Annotated in this window: 12 protein-coding genes; 9 read left to right on the top strand and 3 right to left on the bottom strand. The window is 71.9% G+C overall.

Translation table 11 applies throughout. From position 1 onward, the window contains the following. Positions 1–4 precede the first annotated feature (4 nt). Genes HOP40_RS20860 through HOP40_RS20845 form a run of 4 tightly spaced genes read left to right on the top strand, consistent with a single transcriptional unit; the run spans position 5 to position 9079 of the window. Positions 5–757 carry a hypothetical protein gene (locus tag HOP40_RS20860; RefSeq protein WP_172161115.1) on the top strand — a complete coding sequence of 251 codons (753 nt, stop codon included), beginning with the start codon at positions 5–7 and terminating at the stop codon, positions 755–757. Beyond that, on the top strand, positions 754–2841 hold the full coding sequence (locus HOP40_RS20855; RefSeq protein WP_172161113.1) for a CHAT domain-containing protein: 2088 nt from the start codon (positions 754–756) through the stop codon (positions 2839–2841). The genes HOP40_RS20860 and HOP40_RS20855 overlap by 4 nt, the downstream gene beginning before the upstream one ends. After that, positions 2838–7856: a hypothetical protein gene (locus tag HOP40_RS20850; RefSeq protein WP_172161111.1), complete on the top strand. Its 5019-nt coding sequence runs from the start codon at positions 2838–2840 to the stop codon at positions 7854–7856. Before HOP40_RS20855 ends, HOP40_RS20850 begins: the two co-directional genes overlap by 4 nt. After that, a complete protein-coding gene (locus HOP40_RS20845; RefSeq protein WP_172161109.1) occupies positions 7853–9079 on the top strand; it encodes a hypothetical protein in 1227 nt (408 codons plus the stop codon). The genes HOP40_RS20850 and HOP40_RS20845 overlap by 4 nt, the downstream gene beginning before the upstream one ends. A 100-nt stretch (positions 9080–9179) precedes the next feature. Here HOP40_RS20845 and HOP40_RS20840 read toward each other — a convergent pair whose 3' ends face one another. Further along, a complete protein-coding gene (locus HOP40_RS20840; protein ID WP_205346851.1) occupies positions 9180–9707 on the bottom strand; it encodes a helix-turn-helix domain-containing protein in 528 nt (175 codons plus the stop codon). Positions 9708–10900: 1193 nt separating this feature from the next. Between HOP40_RS20840 and HOP40_RS20835 the strand changes: the two genes are divergently transcribed. Next, positions 10901–12066, top strand: a protein-coding gene (locus HOP40_RS20835) for an IS3 family transposase (RefSeq protein WP_172168739.1) whose coding sequence is annotated in 2 segments (ribosomal slippage) — positions 10901–11177 and positions 11177–12066 — 1167 coding nt in all. Because the reading frame shifts where the segments join, the coding sequence is not laid out codon by codon here. Between the two features lie 1840 nt (positions 12067–13906). On the opposite strand, the gene HOP40_RS20830 is transcribed toward HOP40_RS20835, so the two are convergent. Continuing rightward, on the bottom strand, positions 13907–14716 hold the full coding sequence (locus tag HOP40_RS20830) for a hypothetical protein (protein ID WP_172161107.1): 810 nt from the start codon (positions 14714–14716) through the stop codon (positions 13907–13909). Between the two features lie 141 nt (positions 14717–14857). On the opposite strand from HOP40_RS20830, the gene HOP40_RS20825 reads away from it, so the two are divergent. The 4 genes from HOP40_RS20825 to HOP40_RS20810 are packed head-to-tail and all read left to right on the top strand — an operon-like array spanning position 14858 to position 17571. Next, positions 14858–15163 (top strand): WXG100 family type VII secretion target, encoded by a 306-nt coding sequence (locus HOP40_RS20825; protein WP_172161105.1) that lies wholly within the window; start codon positions 14858–14860, stop codon positions 15161–15163. 28 nt (positions 15164–15191) lie between these two features. Beyond that, positions 15192–15506 (top strand): hypothetical protein, encoded by a 315-nt coding sequence (locus tag HOP40_RS20820; RefSeq protein WP_172161103.1) that lies wholly within the window; start codon positions 15192–15194, stop codon positions 15504–15506. Then, positions 15503–16954, top strand: coding sequence for a WXG100 family type VII secretion target (locus HOP40_RS20815; RefSeq protein ID WP_172161101.1), 1452 nt, complete (start codon positions 15503–15505; stop codon positions 16952–16954). Before HOP40_RS20820 ends, HOP40_RS20815 begins: the two co-directional genes overlap by 4 nt. Before the next feature lie 5 nt (positions 16955–16959). After that, positions 16960–17571: a hypothetical protein gene (locus HOP40_RS20810; RefSeq protein ID WP_172161099.1), complete on the top strand. Its 612-nt coding sequence runs from the start codon at positions 16960–16962 to the stop codon at positions 17569–17571. On the opposite strand, the gene HOP40_RS20805 is transcribed toward HOP40_RS20810, so the two are convergent. Further along, positions 17544–21737 (bottom strand): FtsK/SpoIIIE domain-containing protein, encoded by a 4194-nt coding sequence (locus tag HOP40_RS20805; protein WP_172161097.1) that lies wholly within the window; start codon positions 21735–21737, stop codon positions 17544–17546. The genes HOP40_RS20810 and HOP40_RS20805 overlap by 28 nt on opposite strands. Positions 21738–21758 lie beyond the last annotated feature (21 nt).

Raw genomic sequence — 21758 nt, 5'->3', positions numbered from 1 at the left:
GCGGGTGGGCGACGTGCTCGACGTGGACGACGCGGCCGGCACCGTGCGGACCGCAGGTGACCTCACCGGGCGGGGAGTCGGGTTCGAGTGTGGACCGCAGACCCCGCCGGGCACCTTCATCTACGACTCGGACGGTTCGGTCACGGTGCGCTTCAAGGTGGCCGGCCAGAGCCCGGCCGGTTTCGCCGGACTCGCCCAGGCAGACGCCGGCGCAATGATCTCCTTCGACCGCGCCTCGTCGGTGTTCGTGGTGTTCAGCGAGGTCACACAGACGGGGATGGCCGACACGCGGTCGGTCGCTGCCGACATCGTGCGGCGCTACTGGGCGGGCTCGTGGGACGACCGGCTGGCCGCCGTGACCGACGTCGTGTCCGCTGCCTCCGCGACCGTACTGGCCGCGAGCAAGGGCGGGGCCTCGGCCGAGCTGCGCGCTGCCGCCTCGGTCGGCGCCGGCCCGCTCGCGCTCGCGGACCTCGCGGGCGGGGTGACGGTCGCGACGTCGAAGTCCGTCGGACTCCAATGGACCGGCTCCGCGGTCACCCCCTTCCACCGGGTCGTCCGCCTCAGCCGAAACTGGATGAACCGGATCGAGGTCCGCTACGGCGCGAAGCAGCCCGGCCGCGGTGCGTCTCCGGTACCCGTCCCGGCAATCGTCGTGGAAGAGGCGCACGACGACCCGGGTAGCGTCCTGGAGCAGGTGCAGGCCGACGCGCAGCTGCCCTTCAATGACGAGCCCACCCCGCGGAAGGGCGCATGACCAGCGGTGATGCGGTTGGTCACCCGGTCGACGCGGTGCTCGCGGTGGCCGGAGATCCGGCGGGCTGCACCGTCTCGCTCACCGTTCGCGGAACGTGCGGGTCGGCCGACCGCTCGGCGTCGGCCCCGCTGGGGCCGGATCTGACCGGCCTCGCCGACGGCAGCACATCGAGCGACGAATTCGTCGCGGTGCTCTCCCGGACGTCGCGGGGCGACGAGCGGGAGAGCGCCGGGAGCCGCCTGTTCGACGGGGTCGTCCGCGGCGCCGTCGCGGACCTGTGGCAGGAGGTGGCGGCGTCCCACATCGCCGGAAGGCGGCTTCGGCTGCGCCTTGACGTCGGCCCGCAGCGCCTGAGGGCGCTCCCGTGGGAGCTTCTCCGCAGCGGCAGCACGTGGCTCGCGCTGCGTCAGAACGTGGTGCTGTGGCGGGGCGCCGACCCCGTGCTGCCCTGCGGTGATGACGACGGGCCGCTGCGGGTGCTGATCGTGATGTGCAACCCGCTGGACCTCGGTCTCATGGGCGACGACGAGCTCACCCGCGTGGCAGGAGCGCTGGCCGGTCAACTCGGCCGGATGCACGTCGAGACCCTCGACGGCCCAGCGGGCGCCCCGATGCTCGCCGAGGCCGTGCACCGATTGCGTCCGCACGTCCTGCACTTCATCGGGCACGGAATGCCCCGGGCGCCGGGCAGCGCCGCCGAGCTGGCCTTCAACTGGGTTCCCGATGGTGTCGCAGAGGATCCGCATCGGGCGACGCCGTGGGAGCTCGCCGGCAGCGACATCGAGTTCCTGTTCACGAACTGGGTCCCCCGGCTGGTCGTCATCAACGCGTGCCGCACGGCGACCGCAGCGCTCGACCAGATCGGCGGCATCGCCGAGGCGTTCCTCGACACGGACGCGCGCGCCGTGGTGTCGATGCAGGCCGACGTGGAGTCGAAGGCCGCCACCCTGTTCTCGGCCGCCCTGTACGAGGGTCTCGCCGACATGGCACCGCTGGATCACATCGTTGCCGAGGCGCGCCGACGGCTGAGGAGGGCCGCGGGCGGCGACAACGGAGAGTGGGCCCTGCCGGTGCTCGCAACGCGCACCGACCCCACGGACGTGTTGCGCATCCGGTTCGTGCCGGACCCCTCGTCCATCTCCCGGCTGTCCGACAGCACCGAGTACCGCCGGTTGCGGTACTTCCTCGGACGGGCGTGCGAGCGCCGGAAGGCCTGGTGGGCGCTGGACCCCCCGCCCCAGCACGATCCCGCCCGGTCGCTGTTGGTCATCGAGGGCCATACGGTTGCCGGATCGGCGTCGACCGGCTCGACCTGGTTGACCCGCTGGTGTCTGTTCACCTACTTCGTGCGCGGGTACCGGGCGACCTACGTCGATCTCGGGACACCGCTGAGGTACGACGAACCCGGGCGGGACCGGCCACGGACAGTGGAACGGAAAGGCTGGCTGGACGTCATCAGGGTGATCCGGGACGCGAGCCTGGACCCACGACAACCCGAGCCATTACCGGCGAACGCCTACTCCAGGTTCAACGCCGCCCTCAACGACCTCACGGTCGGAAGCCGACGCTCCGAACCTGCACCGGCCGAGTTACCCGTGCAGGACAGGTGGCTGCCGTTCGACGACGATGTCGGCCGCGCGGACGACCGAAGGAGGCAGATCTTCTCCGAGTTCCTGACCGACCTGTCCGTCGCATCCGACGGGCGGCCTCATGTGATCGCGCTCGACCATGCCGACAAGATCCTGGACGACGAGTTCGACGAGTTCGTCTACCCGCTGCTGGTCAAGCCGGTTGCGGACGGCCGGCACGCACCCATCCGGCTCGTTCTCGTCGGCCCCAGCACCTGGGCAGGCCGACGGTTGCCGCCATCGGACGAGCGATTGTGGGGGTCGGTCTCGCTCGGGGGCTTCGCACCGGGCGAGTTCGCACGACTCGCTCGGGACTTCTGTGGCCGGCGCGGACTCGACTTCGAGAGCAACCAAATGATCTTCAAGCTGGGGGCGGAGAGATTCCCCGGCGGTGTGCCCGTGACCTGGCTCGACGAAACCGCCAAGCTCTTTGCGATGAAGTCGGTTGGACCATGACGAACGTCGAGGAGCTCGCCCGGCTGGTGGCATCCGGCCAGAGCCTTGACCAGATCCGCCGGGGCCTGCTGCCCGAGTCCTGGAGGCGGGCGCTGCGGGCCTGCGCGGCCGCGGACGCCTTCAGCTACGACCTGTTCGCCGCGGTACTCGGGAGCCATGCCGGCACGCACGCACCGGAGCTCGCCGAGCTGGCCGAACGCGGCCTCGTCGAGCCGATCGACGGAGCCGATGGCGGATGGCGCGTGCCCCGTGCAGACGCGGCAGGCTGGATGCTCGAATGGCAGACCGGGTGGTCCGGCGATGGAGCACCACCCGACCTGGTCGAACTGGAGGCGGAACTCGCTTCCTGGCACGCCGAACGTGGCAACCCGACGGCGCGGGCCCGGCACCTGCTCCTCGCCGACCCGGCCGAGGCGATCCCGCTGTTCGATGGCCTGTTCCGCGAGGCGGACGAGGCGCGAGACTTCGCCCGCTACCAGGACCTGCTCGACCTGCTCGCCGACCCCCACCGGGTCACGTTCGCCGGACCGGAGGTGTCGGAGCTGAGGCTCGACCGGACCGGTCACCTGCGCGCCCGGCTCTACTGGTCGACCGACTACGGCCGGTCGGCACAGTTCCTCCAGCCACCGGGGCTGCGCGAGCGGACCGATCGCCTGCTGTCGGCGTCGGGCCCCCGAGTCTGGCAGCTGTTCGCCCCGAGCGGCCATGGGAAGACCATGCAGCTTCAGTGGCTGGTGGCGCGGCACTGCGTACCGCTCGGCATCCCGTGTGCCCGCATCGACTTCGACGTGGTCGACCCGGTCAACGTTGCGCGGTACCCGTGGCTGATGCTGCTGGAGGTGGCCGAACAACTCGATCGCCGGTGGCCGCGCCGGGTGTTCGAGAAACTCGACCGCTTCGCCTCCTATCGGAGCCTGGCCGGCCGCCAGACCTCCGCGCTCTCGCGCGGCGCCGCGCGGGGCGTCGCACTCACCGACGTCGACGAGGTCGAGCGGGCGATCATCGACGTGTTCGTCCGGCGCTTCAACGCCGCCGCAGGCGACCGTCCAGTCCTGCTCGTCGTCGACACCCTGGAGGAGGTCCTGCTCACCGGCACCGCCCCGCTGGGGCTACTGCTGGGGCTGCTCGCGCATCTCGTCCGGGAATGCCCCGCGCTTCGACTTGTGCTCGCCGGCCGCTACGACCTGCACGTGCGCGTACCGGGCAGGATGGCCGAGTTCGGGTCCGCGGAGCCGGTCGAGCTGGCGGGATTCGCCCCCGATCAGGCCACGATCTACCTGCGTGACATCCGCGGCATCCCCGACCCCGCGCTGCGCGCCGTCGTCGCCCGGAAGACCGACGGATATCCCTTGCTGGTGGCGCTGTTCGCCGACCTCGTCGAGGACGACCCCGAGATCACGTCGGCGGTGCTCGAGCAGTACCGGGAGCCGGCCCTGCTGCTGCTCATCGACCGCGTCATCCGGCGCATCCGCGACCCGCAGGTGCAATGGCTGGTGCGCTACGGGGTCGTGCCCCGGCGGCTGACCTTCGACGACGTGACCACACTGCTCGGGCCGTTCCTGGAGCGTGGTGTCGTCGGGCCGAGCGACCAGGACGATCCACGCGCCGATGCGCACCATCGAGCCGGCAACGCCGACGTCTTCCCGTTCACCGAGGCGCCGGACGGGCCGACGCTGGCCGCGACGTGGGACCGCCTGCTGGCCTACTCCGCGCGAGCATCGTGGGTGTCGCAGCCGCCGGGCGACGTCCGGACGGTGGTCTTCCACCAGATCGTGCGGGCCCCGATGCGCCGCCTGATCTCCGGCTGGCCCGTGTTCCTAGCGCTTCACGAGGCGTTTCGCCGGCGCTTCGACGAGCTCGCCCGGATGGGGCCGTCGGGTCGGGCTGGCTATCTGCGCGAAGCGGTCTACCACCGGTTCCAGATGGCCGATCCCGACGCTGCCGATCACTGGCGCGCCGCTGTCCGCCGGCTTCGCGACGACGGCGACCTCGACGGCATGCAGGCCGTCGCGCGCGACGTGCTGAGCGACGACTACCGCGACATCGACGACCAGCCCGTGGTGCCGGCCGAGGTGATCGCCGAGGCGCACGGGTGGCTGGGCTACGCGGCGGTCGAGCTCGCCCGCGAGCTGTCGGCCGAAGCCTCCGACCCGCTCTGGGCGGAGGCGGACCAGTCGCTCGCCCACCGCGAGGCGGCGCTGCGAGGAACTGCTGACCCGGTGTCGTCCGAGTTGGCGGTGGCCGCAGCGGTGGCGGTGGTCGTCGGTGCGGCGCTGCTGATCAGGAAGGGGAAGCTCGCGGCGGCGGCCGAGCTCGTGCAGGGCGCGCTGCCGCATGCTCCCGCCTCCGAGCGCCCCGACCTGCTCCGAGCCCTGGGTGACGCCCAGGCCGCCGCCGGCTCACCTGCCGCCGATGCCACGTATCGCGATGCACTCGACCAGGCCGGAGCACAGGGGCGCGCTGACCAGCGCAGCGCCATCCTGCTCTCCCTCGCGCGGCTGTCGGAGTCGAACGGCCGCCTGGACCTCGCGACCCAGTGGTGCGGGCTCGCTCCGGCCACATCGGCCGCGGCACGACTCATGCACGCCCGGCTGCTGCTGGCCTGCTACCGACCCGCGGCCGCGATCGGCGTGCTGGCCGACCTGGATCGGGCTGGGCCGGCCGACCTGGCGGCGGCTGCGCGGATGCGGGCGCGGGCACACCTGCAGCAGGGCCGTTCGGGGTCTGCCCTGGCCGAGCTCGCCGCCGCGGCCGCGGCCGCGGCCGACCTCACGGACCCGTCGGCCCGGTCCACGCAGCTGGCCGAGACCCATCAGCTGCGCGGGGTCGTGCTCGCCGAACTGCTGGACGTCGAGGAGGCCGAGGCGAGCTTCGTGACGGCGTCGTCGCTCTGGAGCGAGCTGGGTTTCGCGGCGGGCCACCCCGAATGTGCCTTCCTGTACTACCGGTTTCTCGTGCGCACCGTCGGTGACGTGACGGCCGCCGCACGCGTCGCCCGGCCACCCGCGAGCCGGCTCAGCGAGCTGGAACCATTGTGGAGCGATCTCACCGTCGAGCTACTCGCGGCCCAGGGCGGGTCGACCGAAGAGGATTCGGCAGGGACCGAGGTGGGCCCGCTGCTGGCACCGCGAGCCAGGGCTCAGGCCGTGGCTGCACGCCTGGCCCGATCCTGGTCACGGCACCGGCGTCTACTTCCCGGCCTGCTCGACGCGGTGGCGCGCCTCCAGCCGCCATCAGCCCGTCTCGTCGTGCTGGACGAGCTTCGCCGCGGGGACGACGTGATCCCGGCGGGCGACGTCACCGCTCTGCGCACGCTGTACGACCCGATCTACGCCCCGGACCTCGGCGTCGGCGATTCTGATGCCGCCGTCCAGCGCCAGCTGCTCAGCGAGCTGGATCGTCTGGGGGGCAACCACCGGCGAGCGATCCGCGCGCTCGACGATGCGCTGGCCGATCTCCCGGCGGGGCCGGAAGCGCTCCTCGCCCGGCGACGGTGGTTGCGGGCACGGGTGCGCCTCCCCGGCACGATCGCGGCCGAGCTACTGGACCCACTCCTGGACCCGGACCTCGCACCGCCACTGCTGCGCGCCGAGACCCTGCTGGCCCTCGCCAGGGCAACCTTCTTCGCCGTCGGAAGTCCCCGGGAGCTGCTGGCGACGGCCCGCGACGCGTGCCGCGCCGTCGGCCGCCCCACGCGGTGCGCGGCCGATGTTCTACGGGCCGAGGCGGAGTTGACCGGGCATCCGTCCACCCTGGCCCTGGCCGACGACATGGACGCGCGGCTCGGGATCCGGCGTCCGGAACGACCCCGGTCCGCGGCCGGCCGGGTCCTCGCGGACAGGGCGGGTGAACGCAGCGTCGTGCTCCGCCGACCGGATGCGGCGCCGTCGGATCTCGTCATGCTGCAGTACATGCTGGTCAACGAGTGGCCGCAGCTGGCGGCTGACCTGGGGGACGTCCTCTTCGACGGCGCGAACCGGGACCTCGCCAGGGGGAACGGGCTCGACGCGCTGCGGCTGGAGACCGACGACGTCGCCCTGCAGGGCTTGCCGTGGGAGCTTGCTGTGGCACCGCAGATCGTCGCACCGCCGCTTTCCGACCAGTGGCGGCGGGCAAGCTTCCGGAGCCTCCCTGCCTCGGCCGAACGTCTCGACGTCGCCTGGATCCAGCGCGGGTTGAACGAGATCGGCGTCGCTCTGCCGATCGACGGCGTTCTGGGGGCCGCGACGGCCCGCGGCCTCAGGGAACTCGCCCCCGATGCCGACGTCACGCCACTGTCACCGCGCGTGCGCGAGACTCTTGCGAACGTCCTCGGAGAGCCCCGGTCACGACCTGCGATGGTCGTCGTCGTCCGGCCGAATGCTCTCGTCGAGTCGATGGTCGCCTCCCACGCCGACTCCGGATTCGATGTCACCCACCTCTATGCCCGGCACGGCTTCCGGGCCCGGGTCATCGACCGCGTCGATGATGCCGACACCGACTGGCTGGCGATCCTCGAAACGGCCAGCGTGTTGCACATCACCGCTCGTCTCGACATGCGCAGCGCCGGGCCCTACTTCGACATGTCCTCGGCCGCCGTCTCCGAGCGGCTGCGCTCCAAGGCCCGCCCCGTCGACATCCGGCCGGCGGACGTGGCGCGCTGGCTGCGTGGCTGCATGCCCGGGCGGATACCGCTCGTGGTGCTCGATCCGCCCAGCCCGGGTTCGCCGTTCGACGTGCCGTGGCAATTGGTGCTGCGCAACCAGTTCGCCGCCACCCTGTTCGCTTACGGCGTCCCCGCGATCATCGCCACCGGGCTTCAGATGAGCGGCGCACCATACATCGACGCGATCGCCGCCGGGACGGCCAACGGCTGGCCGCTCGCCCGGATCGCCACCGCGATGCGACCGCCCGAGACGTTCGACGATCGCAGGCGGCTGGCCCGTGGCGACTGGGCTACGGACGCCGACCAGCTCGCCGGCCGCGCCGTCGCCGTCTTCGCGGCACCATCCGCCTTCACCCTGCCCGGCCGATGACCCACGCCGGGTACGCGCAGCGCCGGCGTGCGGAGCTGGGGCATGCCCGGGACAGCCTGCGCGCGGAGTGGGCCTACTGGCAGGCTGCGACCGCACCGGGCGAGGACCTCGAGAAGCACAACACCCAGATCGGCAGCGTCGTCCGGTTGCTCGGGGCCGGGATGGACGGCCTCGACACGACACGGCCCGGCGATCCAGCCGAGGCGATCCTCGACCTGCACCACGTGTGGGACTTCTACCGGGCGAAGCTCGCGCTGCGCTCGGTAGCGCCGGTCCGGCGATTCCTCGACGCGGCCGACGAGCTCGCCTGGACGACCTACCGACCGGCCATCGAGGCGGCAGGCCTGTTCGGGGTGAGGCTGCGCGAGCCACCGCTGGTCTTCCTCGACCGCAGCGCGGTGCCGTTCGCGACTCCGCGAGGCGAGAGCTATCGCGACCTGCTGCCCCGAGACGTGCGGACACGGACCGGCGCCGATGTCGCCCGCTCGCTGCCCTTTCCCGTCATCGGCCTACCGTGGTACCTGAGCAGCCACCTGCCCGGTGCGTTGCTGGTCGCCCACGAGGTGGGGCACCACATCGAGGACGACTGCGGCCTGACGCCGGAACTGACCGCCCGCCTCGTCGCCTCCGCCGTCCCCGAGTCGCGCAAGGCGCAGTGGAAGGTGTGGCTGGGTGAGGCCTTCGCCGACGTCGTGGCTAGCCTGGCCTGCGGCCCGGCATACCTGACGGTCATGCTCGACGGGCTCGCCGCCGCCCCGGAGGGCGGGGCCGGCCAGGAGCGCTACCCGCCCGCAGTCGTCCGCGCCGCGCTCTGCCGGGCGACAGTCGACCGCCGCGCCCGGTGGGACGGCCGGGACACTGCCGACGAGGCCGCTGCGGTCGTCAGCGCACTGCTGGCCGGCCCGTACGACGGTCTCGGAAAGCGGGCTCTCCCGGAGGTGGTGAAGTCGCCTTCGCCGAACACGGACCGCGGAGCCGAGCGGCTGAGGCTTGGTCTGTCCAGCGGTCTGCACGACGTCCGTTCGGTACTCGCCGCTGCAGCTAGGGCGTTCGTCGACGATCCCGCGGCGTACGATGCAAAGGGCGTCGGTCCCCGCGCGATCACTGAGGTACTGGCGCTGCGACCGAAAGGTGTTCGCGGCATGCAGTTGGGCGATCGGACGTCCCGCGAGAAGAGGGATACCGCATTCGGCCAGTGGTTCGTTGAGATACTCGAGAGGTGATCGCCTGAGGGCATTCTCCTGCCCTCGATCCTTCATCCCGGGCTTCTGGCGGCTGATTGCCCAAGGCAAGCGCACCGAGGAGGTGGTGCCCCACAAGGCGCTACGAAGCGTTCAGTTTGGCCTGCACGTAGGTGCGGAGCTCCTCGTTCGCCCGCAGCTTCGGCTGGCGCTCCCGCATCCGACGCTGCACCGACAACCGATGAGCGGTGTGCGGCAGGTAGCCGGCCGCCGAGACGGTGTTGCGCTTCAACTCACGGCTGATCGTCGACGGCGAGCGCTGCATCGCAGCCGCAATCTTGCGGATCGACAGATCGGTCGCCTGCAGGTCCTTGAGGTGTTCACGCTCGAGCAGACTCGGATACCGAGGATGGATGACGTGCTCGACACGGTTCAGGTCGACCGTGCCACCGATGTGGCGGGCGGGGCGGGCGGGCTTCACGCCGGTGATTGTCGGCTCGGGATAGCGCACGACCCGGCCATCGGGATAGACCCGGCCGCGGTGAATGATCGTGATCCCCTTGTCCCAGTCGGTCGCGGAACGGTTGTCCGCGCCGACCGTCCTGGCGGCTTCACGACGGGTCTGCCCCTCGGCCCGCAGCCGCAGGAACTCCTCACGACGCGGGTTCACCTTCCGGGCCTCGCTGGTGAAGATCCCCGCCTTACGTGCCCACGCGTAGGCCGTCGGCCGATGGATACCGGCGTCCCGGGCCGCGGCCGAGATGTTCCCGCGCGCTGCGGCGAGCCGCAGGAACTCGGCCTTTCGGGGAGGTGACCTCAGTTGACTACGCCGCGACGTTCAGCGGCGGGTGCGCAGCCGTCCCGACCAGCCGGGGACACGTCTTGCGGGGAACATGCCCCCGCTGTGGCGATGCGATGGATTTCCTCGTGGTGACCGAGGTCTGGCAGAGCATCACCACTGTTACACCTCCAGCGGAGAGCCCGTCATCCACGCGGGATGAGGTGCCGCTGCTGTGCACATGCAGCGCGCCGCATCCGGGCCGTCCAGCGGACGAGGAGGGGTACGGCGCCTTCTGGAACATCGTTGTGCGCGAGCGTCCGTCATGACGCTCCGGATATCCGCTGGCTCACCGGCCGCTCCTCGCGACCGTCGCGCCGCGCGTGCGACCCGCGAGCTGCTGGCCGATGAGCTCACCCGCGTGCGAGCCGCCGCACTGGCCTGGCGTAACGGTCTCGGAGCGCTACTTGCCGGGCTGGTTGGGTTCGGCTTGATCAAAGGGCGCTCCGACGCAACGCAATTGCAACCAGTGGCGGCTGGGATTGTCGGCGTTCTGCTGGTGCTCGCGTTGGGCTGCGGGTTGTGGCCGCTGTGTTGCTTCTCCGGGCGGCGCACGGCCTCCCACGGAAGGCGAGGGTCGGCGACGTTATCGACCGCGCGGCAGAGGACCCCGCGCTAGCCGGTCGGCTCGCGGAAGCATCCGCTGCCGGCCGATCGCTGCGTTACGGAGTTGCGCTGTTCGCCGCCTGCACCACGCTGCTCTGTGCCGCGGTCGGCCTAACCTGGTATGGCCCTCCGGAGGACGCACCCCGGGTTCAGGTGCTGTTCGCCGGCGGCTCGGCCCATTGTGGTGAGGTCATCTCACTTGACGCCGGGCGGCTGACCCTCAAGACGGCGGCAGGTTCAATTGTGCTCGACCTCGGTCGGGCCGCTGGAATGAGTGCTGTTGAATCCTGCGTTGTCGGACCGCCGTGACTGTTAAGGCAGTAGAATCCGACCCGTTTTAATTCACGCATGGGACTGCTGACGATTCGGTTGACACCTGATCTGTGAGGACTGCTGTCCTCGCTGGAAGGATGTCGAACGTGCCTAGGCCCCATCCCAAGGAGTTCCGCGAGGACGTCGTGGCCGTTGCCCGCCGTGGCGAGGCCCCGGTCGGGCAGATTGCGAAGGACTTCGGGATCAGCGAGTCCTGCCTGCGCAACTGGCTGCGCACCGCCGATGTCGAGGACGGCAACCGGCCCGGCGTGACCGCCGCGGAGTCCGTGGAACTGCGGGAATTGCGCCGGCGCAACCGGCTGCTCGAACAGGAGAACGAAGTCCTGCGCAAGGCCGCCGCCTATCTGTCCCAGGCGGTCCTGCCCGGCCCAAAATGATGTTTCCCCTGGTCCGCCGGTTGGCCGGAACAGGGGTGCCGGTCGCGGTGAGCTGTCGAGTGTTGGGGTTCTCCCGCCAGGCCTACTACGCCTGGCTCACCGACCCGATCAGCGATCTCGACCTGGCCAACGCCTATCTGACCAACGCCGCGATCGACATCCACCGCGACGACCCCGAGTTCGGCTACCGCTTCATCGCCGACGAGCTCGACGCCGCCGGACACGTCGTGTCCGAGCGCCGGGTCTGGCGGCTGTGCTCGGCGGCGGGTCTGTTCTCGGTCCATGCCCGCAGACGTGGCAAGGGACGCAGGCCGGGCCCGCCGGTGCACGACGATCTCGTGCGTCGCGAGTTCACCGCAGTCCGGCCTGACCGGCTGTGGTTGACCGACATCTCCGAGCATCCCACCGACGAGGGCAAGCTCTACCTCTGCGCGATCAAGGACGGCTGCTCGGGGCGGATCGTGGGCTACTCGATGAACGACCACATGACCTCCCAGCTCGCGGTCACCGCCCTGAGCAGCGCCGTCGCCCGCCGCGGCGGAGCCGCGACCGTGGCCGGATGTGTGGTCCACTCCGACAGAGGCAGTCAATTCCGCTCGCACGCCTTCGTCCATGCCCTGCGCGACAACAGGCTGATCGGGTCGATGGGGCGGGTCGGTGCGGCCGGGGACAACGCGGCCATGGAGTCATTCTTCGCATTGCTCCAGAAGAACGTCCTGGACCGGCGACGCTGGTCCAGCCGGGAGGAGTTGCGGCTGGCGATCATCACCTGGATCGAGCGCACCTACCACCGTCGGCGCCGTCAACGCCGCCTCGGCAGACTCACCCCGATCGAGTACGAGACCATTCACTACACGGCCGCTGACGCGGCCTGAACACTCTCACCCCGAGTGTCAAGCAGATCGTCAGCAGTCCCCATAGAGGAACGATGTGGCTGAGTTGTCTGAGTCGTTGACGAACCGCCGCAAAGCGGTGAACGAGATTCTGCAGCGTCTCAAGCTCTTCAACGGTGAGGGCGACCCGGACACGGTGCTGGACGCGGTGATGCCTGTCTGCCGCGCGGCACCCGCCTCGGCGTGTACGCCCTCAAGAGGTCGAGCGGCCGACATCGGGCTGTCCGCTTCGCTGTACGGGCTCCGCACCGACGCGGCGGGCGGGCTGTCGGCGACGAGCGATACGAGATCGACACCGCGCGGACCGTCGACGGGACCGCCTGCGCGTCGGGCGCGGCCGAACGCCAGGTCACCGCGGGCACGGTCGAGTCCGGTCCGGTCAACGTCCAGCTCCGGACGTCGCCGGTCTCGTCCCAAGCCAGCACCCGGGCGGCCCCGGACGCTCCCGTCCAGGCCGTGATGCCACTCGGCGGAGCCTCCGGGTGCGCGATGCGCACCTCTGGAGCGAGGAGGCCTAGGGTCTCGGCGTCGCGCACTGCGGCGCTGCCATCGGACCCGGAGCGGGCGTCCCGACCACGTGGTCTCCGGGGTCTGCAGCGGCACGGCGACGGGAGGTCCGCCTGCCCGCCAGGGCACTGACCACGCCTCGGCGATCGGCCTGCGCCGCAGCCGCTCGGCGAGGTCCGCGTGGCCCGACAGGACCGCGTGGAAGCAGAGGGTCGTGAGGCGCTCCCGAAACACCACTTTCGCGCCGTAGGCCGCCCGGCGGAAGACGAGGGCGGCGTGGAGGTGACGCCCGCCGGTGACCCGACCCCAGCCCGAACGGAAGTGCTCGCGGGAGGTCTCGTGGCGAGGGCGAAGCGCTCGCCGCTGCGGTCTGCGACGAGGTAGGAGCCGAAGCGGCGGACGACGCGGTCGAGCTCGGCTGTCGAGGTGGTGCGACCGCGGAAGCGGGTCGCGGCATCCGCCCAGACGTCCACCGGTAGACCGCCCGTCTCGGCGTGGGCCAGCGGCCGGAGCAGGTCCTGGACCTCAGGGAGCCGGTCTTCGGCCCGTCGTTCTAGGTCGCGTTCCATGCAGGCGTCGACCCGGGCGGGCCAGCCGAGATCCGCGGTCTCGTGATCCTCGTCCTAGTCACGGTCATCGTCGGGTTCTGGACCGTCGCGAAGGTGCTGGCGCCGCGCACTCACGGAGGTCCTCCCCTACCTCCCGCGACCTGCCGTCGGCACAACCAGGTGGCCCGTTGTAGATACCACTCTGAAGCGACCCCAGTGGGCCGGACACGGATCTCGCCTTTGCTACCGGCGCCGAGCCTGTCGTCAGCAGGTCTCCACAAGGCACTCGGCACAACACGCCGTCGGCCGACCGGCACCGATGCGGCACCGATGCGGCAGTTGACGGTCCCAGCTCGCTCTCGACGCTCTTCACCGAGCACTCGACAACAACGTCGGCTCACGAGTCAGAAGCGGTCATCACAGTCGGCGAGAGAGAAAGTCCGCAGGCCGACCAGGCTACGCGGGCGGGTCCTGACCGCCTGCGATGATCACCTAAGCGTTCGCCGTTGTTGTCAGAACCTGTGTCAAACGCCCCCCACCGCGTCGCGGTGAGGGGCGTTTGTGCTGGTGGGCGATACTGGGATCGAACCAGTGACCTCTTCGGTGTGAAGCAGGGGCACCTCGCCGTTGACCACGGTGACCACCCAGGTCAGGACGTGGTCGCAGTCCGTGCACGTCCGCCGTTGTCGGGTGCGGCACAGGGGTGTAGTCACTCAGGCCAACCGGACCCGGGACCCGCACCACCCCGATTCCACATAGTCCTTCCTTCAGCAGTCGATGACATCGACGTCGACGGCACCGGCTCGCCACAACACGTCCGCAACGCACTGGTTTCGGCGCTCGGCACGCTGGTCCCGCGTCTCGGAACCAGCCTCATCGATCCACGGTGGCCAGTGCGGGAACACGATGTCTGCCCGCCGACCGTCCGCGAGCCGACAGTTGGCCACCTTGTCGGCCAGCGTCAGCAGCATCTTGCCGAGCACGGTGATTTCCGTGCCCGGGTCGCCGAGCGACCAGCCGAGCTGCGCCATGCGACCAGCGACGTCGCGGCCGGACCAGCCGAGGACGTGGGCGCGGCGCCGGGTGGGCATGACTGGCCAGGCGAGCGCTGTGGCGACCCGATGCAGGCCGGTGCCGGGCTCCAGGGTCATCCGCAGCGCGATCGTGGTGCCGCTGGCCGCCAGCGCGTCGTCGCGGGCCGCGAACGTCTCTCCGGCGAGCACCGTGACCCGGAACCCGACGCCGGTACCGGACACCGACGGGCTGACGACGCAGGTGCCGGCGGTGAGCACGACGGGGCCGGGCCGCACCGAGCCGTCCACCAGTACTCCTGCCCCGCGGCGGCCGCTGACGGCCAGGCCGACCGAGCCCACGCGCAGTTCGAGGTGGTTGACCGACAGGTCGGCCGACGCGTCGGGCACGCCCAAGTGCCACCGGGCGCGGTCGGGATGATCCCGGAGGAAGCGGTTGTCGCGACGGCCGACAGACCAGACCTCGTCGGCGTTGACGTGCACCGGCGCGGGCTGGGAACCGCCGGGGGGTAGCAGCCCGTCGATGCGGGCCGTCGGGCCGTTCACATGTCCCCCTCGCGTGCGCTCACCACTCGGTCATCGCACCAGGGCGGTGTGTCGTTAACCGGGGAAGAACTCTTCGTCGACCGCGGCCACGTGGTCGGTAACAGTGGTCCCCACGCCCACGACAGCGTGCGTGACCCCCGAATGAAGGAGATCGTCATGGCCAGGATCGGTGTTCAGTCCGAGGAGCTTCGCGAGCAGTCCAGCCGGGTCGCTATGGGTTCGACCGAGGTGACCGACATCCTGAACCGCCTCACCGGTGAGATCGGTGCCCTGGCGGCCAGCTGGCAGGGTGCGGCGTCCGAGGCGTTCCAGAGCAGGTGGGCCGAATGGCAGGCCGGCGCCCAGCAGGTCCAGGCGGCGATGGACAACATGGGCGTGTTCCTGGAGCAGGCCGCGACGTCGTATGAGGCGACCGAGGACGAGCTGCGGTCCGCGGTCGGTCGCTGACCCGGACGCCGAGACGGACGAGCAGGCGATGAGCAGCTCCGGCGCGGTCCGGTTCTTCGTCGACATCGACGCCCTGGAGGACATCGGTCGGGAGATCCGGTCGCTCCTCGACGCGCTCGGCGACGGGGGGAGTCGGCCCAGCACCGACGACGGCGTCTACGGCGGCCACGACGTCGCCCATGCCGTGCGGTGCTTCCTCGGTGCGGCGACGCGCGGTCGCGACGACGTCGTCGAACAGCTACAGGCCTGCGCCCAGCTCGTCGATCTCGCCGCTCGCGAGTATGCGGCCACCGAGAGCGCGTTGTCCTGCCAGCTGGCACCCGCGTCGGGGGTGGCACCGTGAGCCCGTGGCCGGCGCTGGGCTACGACCCGGTGCCCGGTGACCCGTCCGCCGTACGAACCGCCGGACTGACGATCCGCGAGGCCGGGGACCGGGCAGCGACGCTGACCGACCGGTTGCGCAGTCTCGACGGCGGCGCCGGCGAACAGGTGTGGCGTGGGGATGCGGCGGACCTGTTCCGCAGGCTGCTGCGGGAGATCGGGCCCGAGCTGACCCGGCTGACCCAGGCCCACCACGACGCCTCCGACGCGGTCGTCACCTACGCCGGGGCGCTCGAGGACGCCCAGGGCACGGCGCGGTCGGCCGAGTCCGGCGCGGCCGGGGCCTCGGCCGACCGGGACAGCGCGGCACAGACCCGCCGGCGCTGGCGGGACCAGGCCGCGGATGCGGGCAGCTCGGCCGGGCGGCTGGAGTCGGACCTGCGCGGAGCCGGGGTGCGGCGCCTGCTCGCCCCGGGCGACCCCGTGTATCAGGCCGACATGGACCGGTACGAGGCCCAGCTGCACTCCGCGCTGGCGGACAACCGGACGCGCGCGGCGGACGCACGGACGATGGAGGCGGCCGCCCGCACGGCCGAGGACGCCGCCGCGGCCCGGGTGCAGGCCGCGCACCGCCTCGCCGAGCAGGCCCGCGAGATGCGGCAACAGGCCGCGGACCGGGCCGTCGGGCAGCTCGACGACGCCGCCGGGCAGCTCGGCGACCGGCCCGGCCTGCTCGTCCGGCTGGGCCGACAGATCAATCAGGGCCTCGGCCGGATCACCTCGAACCCCGAGTTCGGCCGGTGGATGCAGCGGATCAGCGACGCGGGCAGCGTGCTCACGACTGTGGGCACCATCGCCGCGATGCTGCCGATTCCCGGTGCTCAGGTGGTCGGGGGAGCGCTGTTGGCGGCAGGCCTGGTCGCGAAGTTGGTCGCGCTGGGTGGCACCGCGATCGCCAACCAGTACGGGAACGCATCCGGTCGTGATGTCCTCTACCGGGGCCTCGACCTTGGCCTCTCCGCACTCGGAGCGGGCCGAGCTGTTCTCGGAGCGGGCCGGGCGGCTCTCGGTGCGTACCGGGTGGCCCGCAGTCTGGGCGCGACCGGCGCGCCGCTGGCCCGGGCCACCCTTCTCGTTCGCGGGCGGTGGGGCGGACTCGTGGTCAACCGCACGCCGGGAGCGGGCGACCTTGCGGTCGCCCGGCGGCTGGGCATCCCCGACCCGCAGCGGTTCTTCCAGGTCAACCAGGCCGTACAGGCCGGCGGCACGGTGGTCGGCTCCGGGATGGAAGGGGTCGAGAGCGCCCGCCGCATCGCCTCGCCGAACCCGCAACGGCCCGACATGACCAGCCTGATCGGCCCGGCGATCGGAGCCGGCGGCGGCCAGGTCGCGACAGTGATCAGGGCGCCGATCGTGGGGGGCGCGGTGTCCGCGGTGGGCGACCCGATCGCCCGGGCGGCGACGAGATGAGGGACATGGACGAGCTGACGGCCACCGAGATCGTCCTGCACCTCCCCGGATCCTGGGTCGAGTGCGATCCTCGCGCGCCGGACCTGGTCGAGGAGCTCCGGAGAATGGTCGCGGTACCCGCCGGGGCGCGGGACGCGGCGGTCGACCTGCTCGCCCCGCTCGCACTGGAGCTGCGCCGGACCACAGTGGGCGCCGACGTGGTCCTGGTCGGCTTCTACGCCGATGCCGTGGAGATCGAGGGGGCCGCCGATCCGTTCGTGGTCACCGCGAACGTGACGCTGGCGATCTCACCGCCGGTTGCGGGCATCGAGGGGGCCACGGCCGCATTGCGGGACGCGGGCGCGGATGTCGCGCCGGTCGACCTGCCCGCCGGGCGAGGCGTGCTCGCGACCGGCGTGACGACGGTGACCGGTGAGTCCTGGGAGGGCGAGGTGACCGCTCGGACCCGCCGCTACCTCGTCCCCGTCCCGGGTTCGGACCGGATGGCGGCACTCAGCTTCCTGACCCCGAACCTGGACCTCGCCGGCCAGCTCGACGAGGTGTTCGACGCCATCGCGCACACGCTGGAGTTCGTGGTCGACGACACCGTTCACAGCCCCGTGAGGTCGGGGACCTGACCCAGCACGGGCTGGCCGTCGACGACGAGGTGGGCCCGCCCGGGTGGCCCGATGAACAGATCGGTCCGGGCGAGCTTGACGTCCAGGTAGCCCGGGCCAGTCACGGCGGGCGGGCTGAGCAGCACGATCGGGCCGAGCCGACTGCGCACCGCGCGGAGCAGCCCCTTGGTCGTGAAGCCACCCGCCTCCGGGCCGAGCACGACGGCCAGGCGGGGTTGGTCCGGGCCACACAACCGGGCGACGACGGCATCGTCCAGGGTCAGGCTCTCCAGATCGTCGACGGCCAGCAGGTCGAACCCGCTGTCCGCGCCCGCGACCAGGTCGAGCGGGCCCAGCAACACGACGCCGCGCTCCGCGGCGGCCCGGTGCACCGGTCCGGGGCGGCTGCTGACCAGCCCGGCCCGGGCCCCGGACAGCTGAGCGGACGCGGTGAGCGCCGCTAGGGCGGTGCTGCGGCCCGACCGTGGCGGTCCGGCGACCACGAGGTGCCCGGTCAGGCCGTCGAGGTCGCACCACAGCGGGGCCAGCCGGTCACCGCGGACGCCCAGCAGGATCGACCGCGCCGGTACCGGCCCGAGCCGGACGGCGTCGTCGAACCCGATCCCCTCGGGCAACGGGTCGAGCCGGAGCGGCCCGGCCTGCCCGTCCGGGACGCTCCAGCGCGCGTGCAGCTCCGCGCCGAACGCAGCAAGGGCTGCTGCCTGGGCGGGACCCGCGACGTCGGCGGCGAGCAGCGGTACCTGCACCTCGCTGCCGTCCGCCGCCCATAGCGCTCTTCCCGCAGGCAGGCCGGCGGGCTGGTTGCGGATGTCCAATCCGAGCAGCACTCCGTCCGAGGGGGTGTTCAGGCGCAGGCACAGCCGGTGCTCCACCCGACCCAGCAGGCGGGCCTTGAGCAGCCGCTCGTCCCCGGCCAGGCACACCGTCACCCCGGCCGCGGCCGTGCCACCCCCGCCGAGCAGGTCGTGCATGGCGGCCGAGGCTCCGGAGTCGGCGGTATCGGTTAGCCCCGACCAACCGTCGACCAGCAGCACGACGTGCGGGACGGTGCCGGGCAGCTCGGCGATCGTCGATGCGCCGTGCGTGCCGAGCTGTTTGCGACGCTCCCGGACCAGCTGCAGCAGCCGGTGCAGCAGCCGCTCCAACCGCTCGGCGTCGTCGACATCGGCGATCACGCCGACATGCGGCAGCGCGGCCAGCCCGGCCAGACCTCCGGACGGGTCGATGACGTGCAGGTGCAGCGCATCCGGCGGCATCGCGGCCGCCAGTCCGACGGCGACGGCACGCAGGGCGGCCGTGCGCCCGGTCCGGGCGCTCCCCACGATCGCCAGATGTCCCGAGCCGAGCGGGACGTGCAACGGTTCGTGCCGGTGCAATGCGTCGCGCGCGCCGATGGGCAGCACACCGGCGGCCGGGGACATCCGGTCGAGGGTGACGACGGTGGGCAGCGGGTCGGTGAACGGCCTGAACGGGGCCGCGAGGCCCTCCTGGGCTGCGGCGGCCCCGATCGCGGCGACCAGTTCGTCGAGGTCGGTGCGCAGCCCGTCGCGTGCCTCGGCGGGGAGGACGGGGGCGGCCACGTCGTCCCACCTCACCGGGACCGTCCGCCGCACCACCTCGGCAACCGCACCGAGGGGTGTGGTGATCCGGGCGGTCTGCAGGACCCGTACTGGGGGCCCACCTCGCAGTACCAGAGCCCGTCCAGGGCGGTCGGCGGGGATGTCGGCGGCAGTGGGGACGTCGACCACGTCGAGGCTGTCCGACGCGGTCGCCGTGCGTAGGCAGACCCGTAGGCCGACGTTCGCGCGGATCTGGCTGTCGATGACGCCGGCGGGCCTCTGCGTCGCGAGCACGAGGTGGACGCCGAGGGAGCGGCCGATGCGGGCCACGTTGACCAGGCCGTCGACCATGTCGGGCAGCTGTTCCTTCAGCTCGGCGAGCTCGTCGACGATGATCAGCAGCCGCGGGAATGGCGGCAGGTGCGGCTGGCCTGCGGCCCGGCGGAGGTAGTCGCCGCGGTCGGCGGCCCCGGCGGCGGCGAGCTGCTGTTGGCGGCGGCGCAGCTCGTTGTGCAGCGACGCGAGCGCGCGGGCTGCCAGCCGGTCGTCGAGGTTGGTCACCGAGCCGACGCGGTGCGGCAGCGCGTCGAGGTCCTTGAACGCGGCGCCGCCCTTGTAATCGACGAACAGCATCGAGAGCCGCTCGGGCGTGTTGGCCAGGGCCAGCGCCGCGGTCCACGTCTGCAGCAGCTCGCTCTTCCCGGCCCCCGAGGTACCAGCGACGAGCGCATGCGGACCGTCGACGGCGATGTCGAGGACCGCGGGCCCGTCGGCGTCGCGGCCCACCACGACCTCGGTGCGCTCGGGCGCGATCCGCCACGCCGCCCGGATCCCCTCGATATCGGGCAGCGGCTGGACCTCGGCGTAACGCACGCTGTCCGGGAGCCCGGCCGCAGGCCGGTCCCCGACGCGCCGCATCGGCGCGAGCCGCCGCGCGACGGTCTCGGCCTGCCCGGCCGCGAGCGCGTCGGGTAGCAGCGTCGTCTGCGCTCCCCGGTCCAGCCGCAGCTCGCTGCGTCCCCCGCCGCCGATGAGGACCGCCCGGCAGCTGTCGGGCAGTCGCCGGTCGTCGGTGTCGGTACAGATCAGCCGGAATCCGAGCGCCGGGCCGCGGGTGAGCAGATCGACGACGGCCGGGAGGTGGGCAAGTTCGCCGCTGTCGGTCAGCATCACCAGCACCTGCTCGACGGACCCGCCGCGATGTGCGCGTGCCTGCTCGGCGCGCCGGTCCAGCTCCCGGGTCAGCTGCCGCACCAGGTCCTCGACGCCGTCGGCGTCCCAGGCGACGAGCACCCCACCACCGCTGTCACGGACATGGGGCAGCCACCGCAGCCAGCCGAGCGACTTCTCGTCCGCTCCCGGCGCGAGCACGACCATCCGCAGCTCATCGGGGCTGTGCAGCACCGCGCACTGCACGAGCAGCCAGTCCAGGCGTGCGCCCAGCCATTCGCCGGGGCCGGCCAGTCCCAGCACACCCACGGCGTCGAGATCGACCCCGACCGGGACGCGGACGAGCACGGGCTCGACCCAGTCGGCGGGCTTCTCCCCCATCACCTGCACCGCCGCGGGCCGGTCGGCCGTGCCGAAACGCAGGCTCAGCCACTCGTCCTCCCCCGGGCGGCGCGACCACAGCTCGACGCGGGGCTCGACCGCGATCCCGGCGACCGTCATCGGGTCGGGCAGACGGCGGTGCGCGTCGGCGTCCTCGTCGGCGACCGCGCGCTCCACCGCGGCCCGCGCCACCTGCAGGGCCTCGGCGTAGGTGCTGTCCTGCGTGGCGCCGATCCCGGCGCGTCGTCGGCGCTCGGTCCACCAGTTCCCGCCGACGAGCAGCGGGCTCATCAACCCGAACAGCAGATAGAGAGGCGAACCGAGCACCAGCGCCATGACGATCGACATGGCGGCCGGGACCATCATCGGCAGAAGCGGCAAGCCGCGCCGCTCCTGCTCGTGGGGTCGGGTCGGCAGCGTCACGGTGGGCGCGGCGAACGGGGTGCGCCGGTCCGGGAAACGCCGGTTGATCAACACGGCTCCCTGCCCGTCGCGGGTGACGGGGGCACGCTGCTGCCTGGTCGACTCGAGCAGCAGCCGGCTCCCGCCCAGCTGCACGACCTCCCCGGTCCGCAGGGGGTGCGCGGACGGGCGGGCGTCGCCGTCGACGAACACCCCGTTGTTCGAGCCGAGGTCCGAGAGCGTCACCGATTCCCCGGCCGTGGTCACAACCGCGTGCCGGCGGGAGACGTCCGGGTCGTCCAGCACGAGCTGGGCGGCCGAGCTGCGGCCGATCTCCACCGCACCGTGTTCGGGCAGCGCGACCGAGCGCCCGGCGGACGGCCCCGACACCACGCGCAGCACAAGACCGGCCGGAGCCGGTCGTACACCGGCTGCACCGTTCCCGAAACCCACCAGCACCCCATCGGCGAGCACGTCCACCACCGGCGCGGCGAGGTCGACCGGGAGGCCCTCAATGGTCGGGGCACCCGGTAATGCGAGGTCGCGGACCAGCGGCCCGAGCGCCGCACCGACCGGGTCGGCCGGGTGGCATTCGAGGAACACGTCGGTCCGCAGACCCGAGTGGCCGTCAACAACGGTGATGCGGACGCGCACCACGCCTCCTCCACTGATGGC

The sequence above is a fragment of the Pseudonocardia broussonetiae genome (assembly GCF_013155125.1).
Classification (GTDB): domain Bacteria; phylum Actinomycetota; class Actinomycetes; order Mycobacteriales; family Pseudonocardiaceae; genus Pseudonocardia; species Pseudonocardia broussonetiae.
The sequence above is the reverse complement of the archived record's forward strand: the minus strand, read 5'-3'. Positions and strand labels throughout refer to the sequence as shown.

Bases quoted from the DNA above. Each gene is read 5' to 3' on its own strand.
- HOP40_RS20855 (WP_172161113.1), top strand. From the start codon at position 754: ATGACCAGCGGTGATGCGGTTGGTCACCCGGTCGACGCGGTGCTCGCG.
- HOP40_RS20850 (WP_172161111.1), top strand. From the start codon at position 2,838: ATGACGAACGTCGAGGAGCTCGCCCGGCTGGTGGCATCCGGCCAGAGC.
- HOP40_RS20845 (WP_172161109.1), top strand. From the start codon at position 7,853: ATGACCCACGCCGGGTACGCGCAGCGCCGGCGTGCGGAGCTGGGGCAT.
- HOP40_RS20825 (WP_172161105.1), top strand. From the start codon at position 14,858: ATGAAGGAGATCGTCATGGCCAGGATCGGTGTTCAGTCCGAGGAGCTT.
- HOP40_RS20820 (WP_172161103.1), top strand. From the start codon at position 15,192: ATGAGCAGCTCCGGCGCGGTCCGGTTCTTCGTCGACATCGACGCCCTG.
- HOP40_RS20810 (WP_172161099.1), top strand. From the start codon at position 16,960: ATGGACGAGCTGACGGCCACCGAGATCGTCCTGCACCTCCCCGGATCC.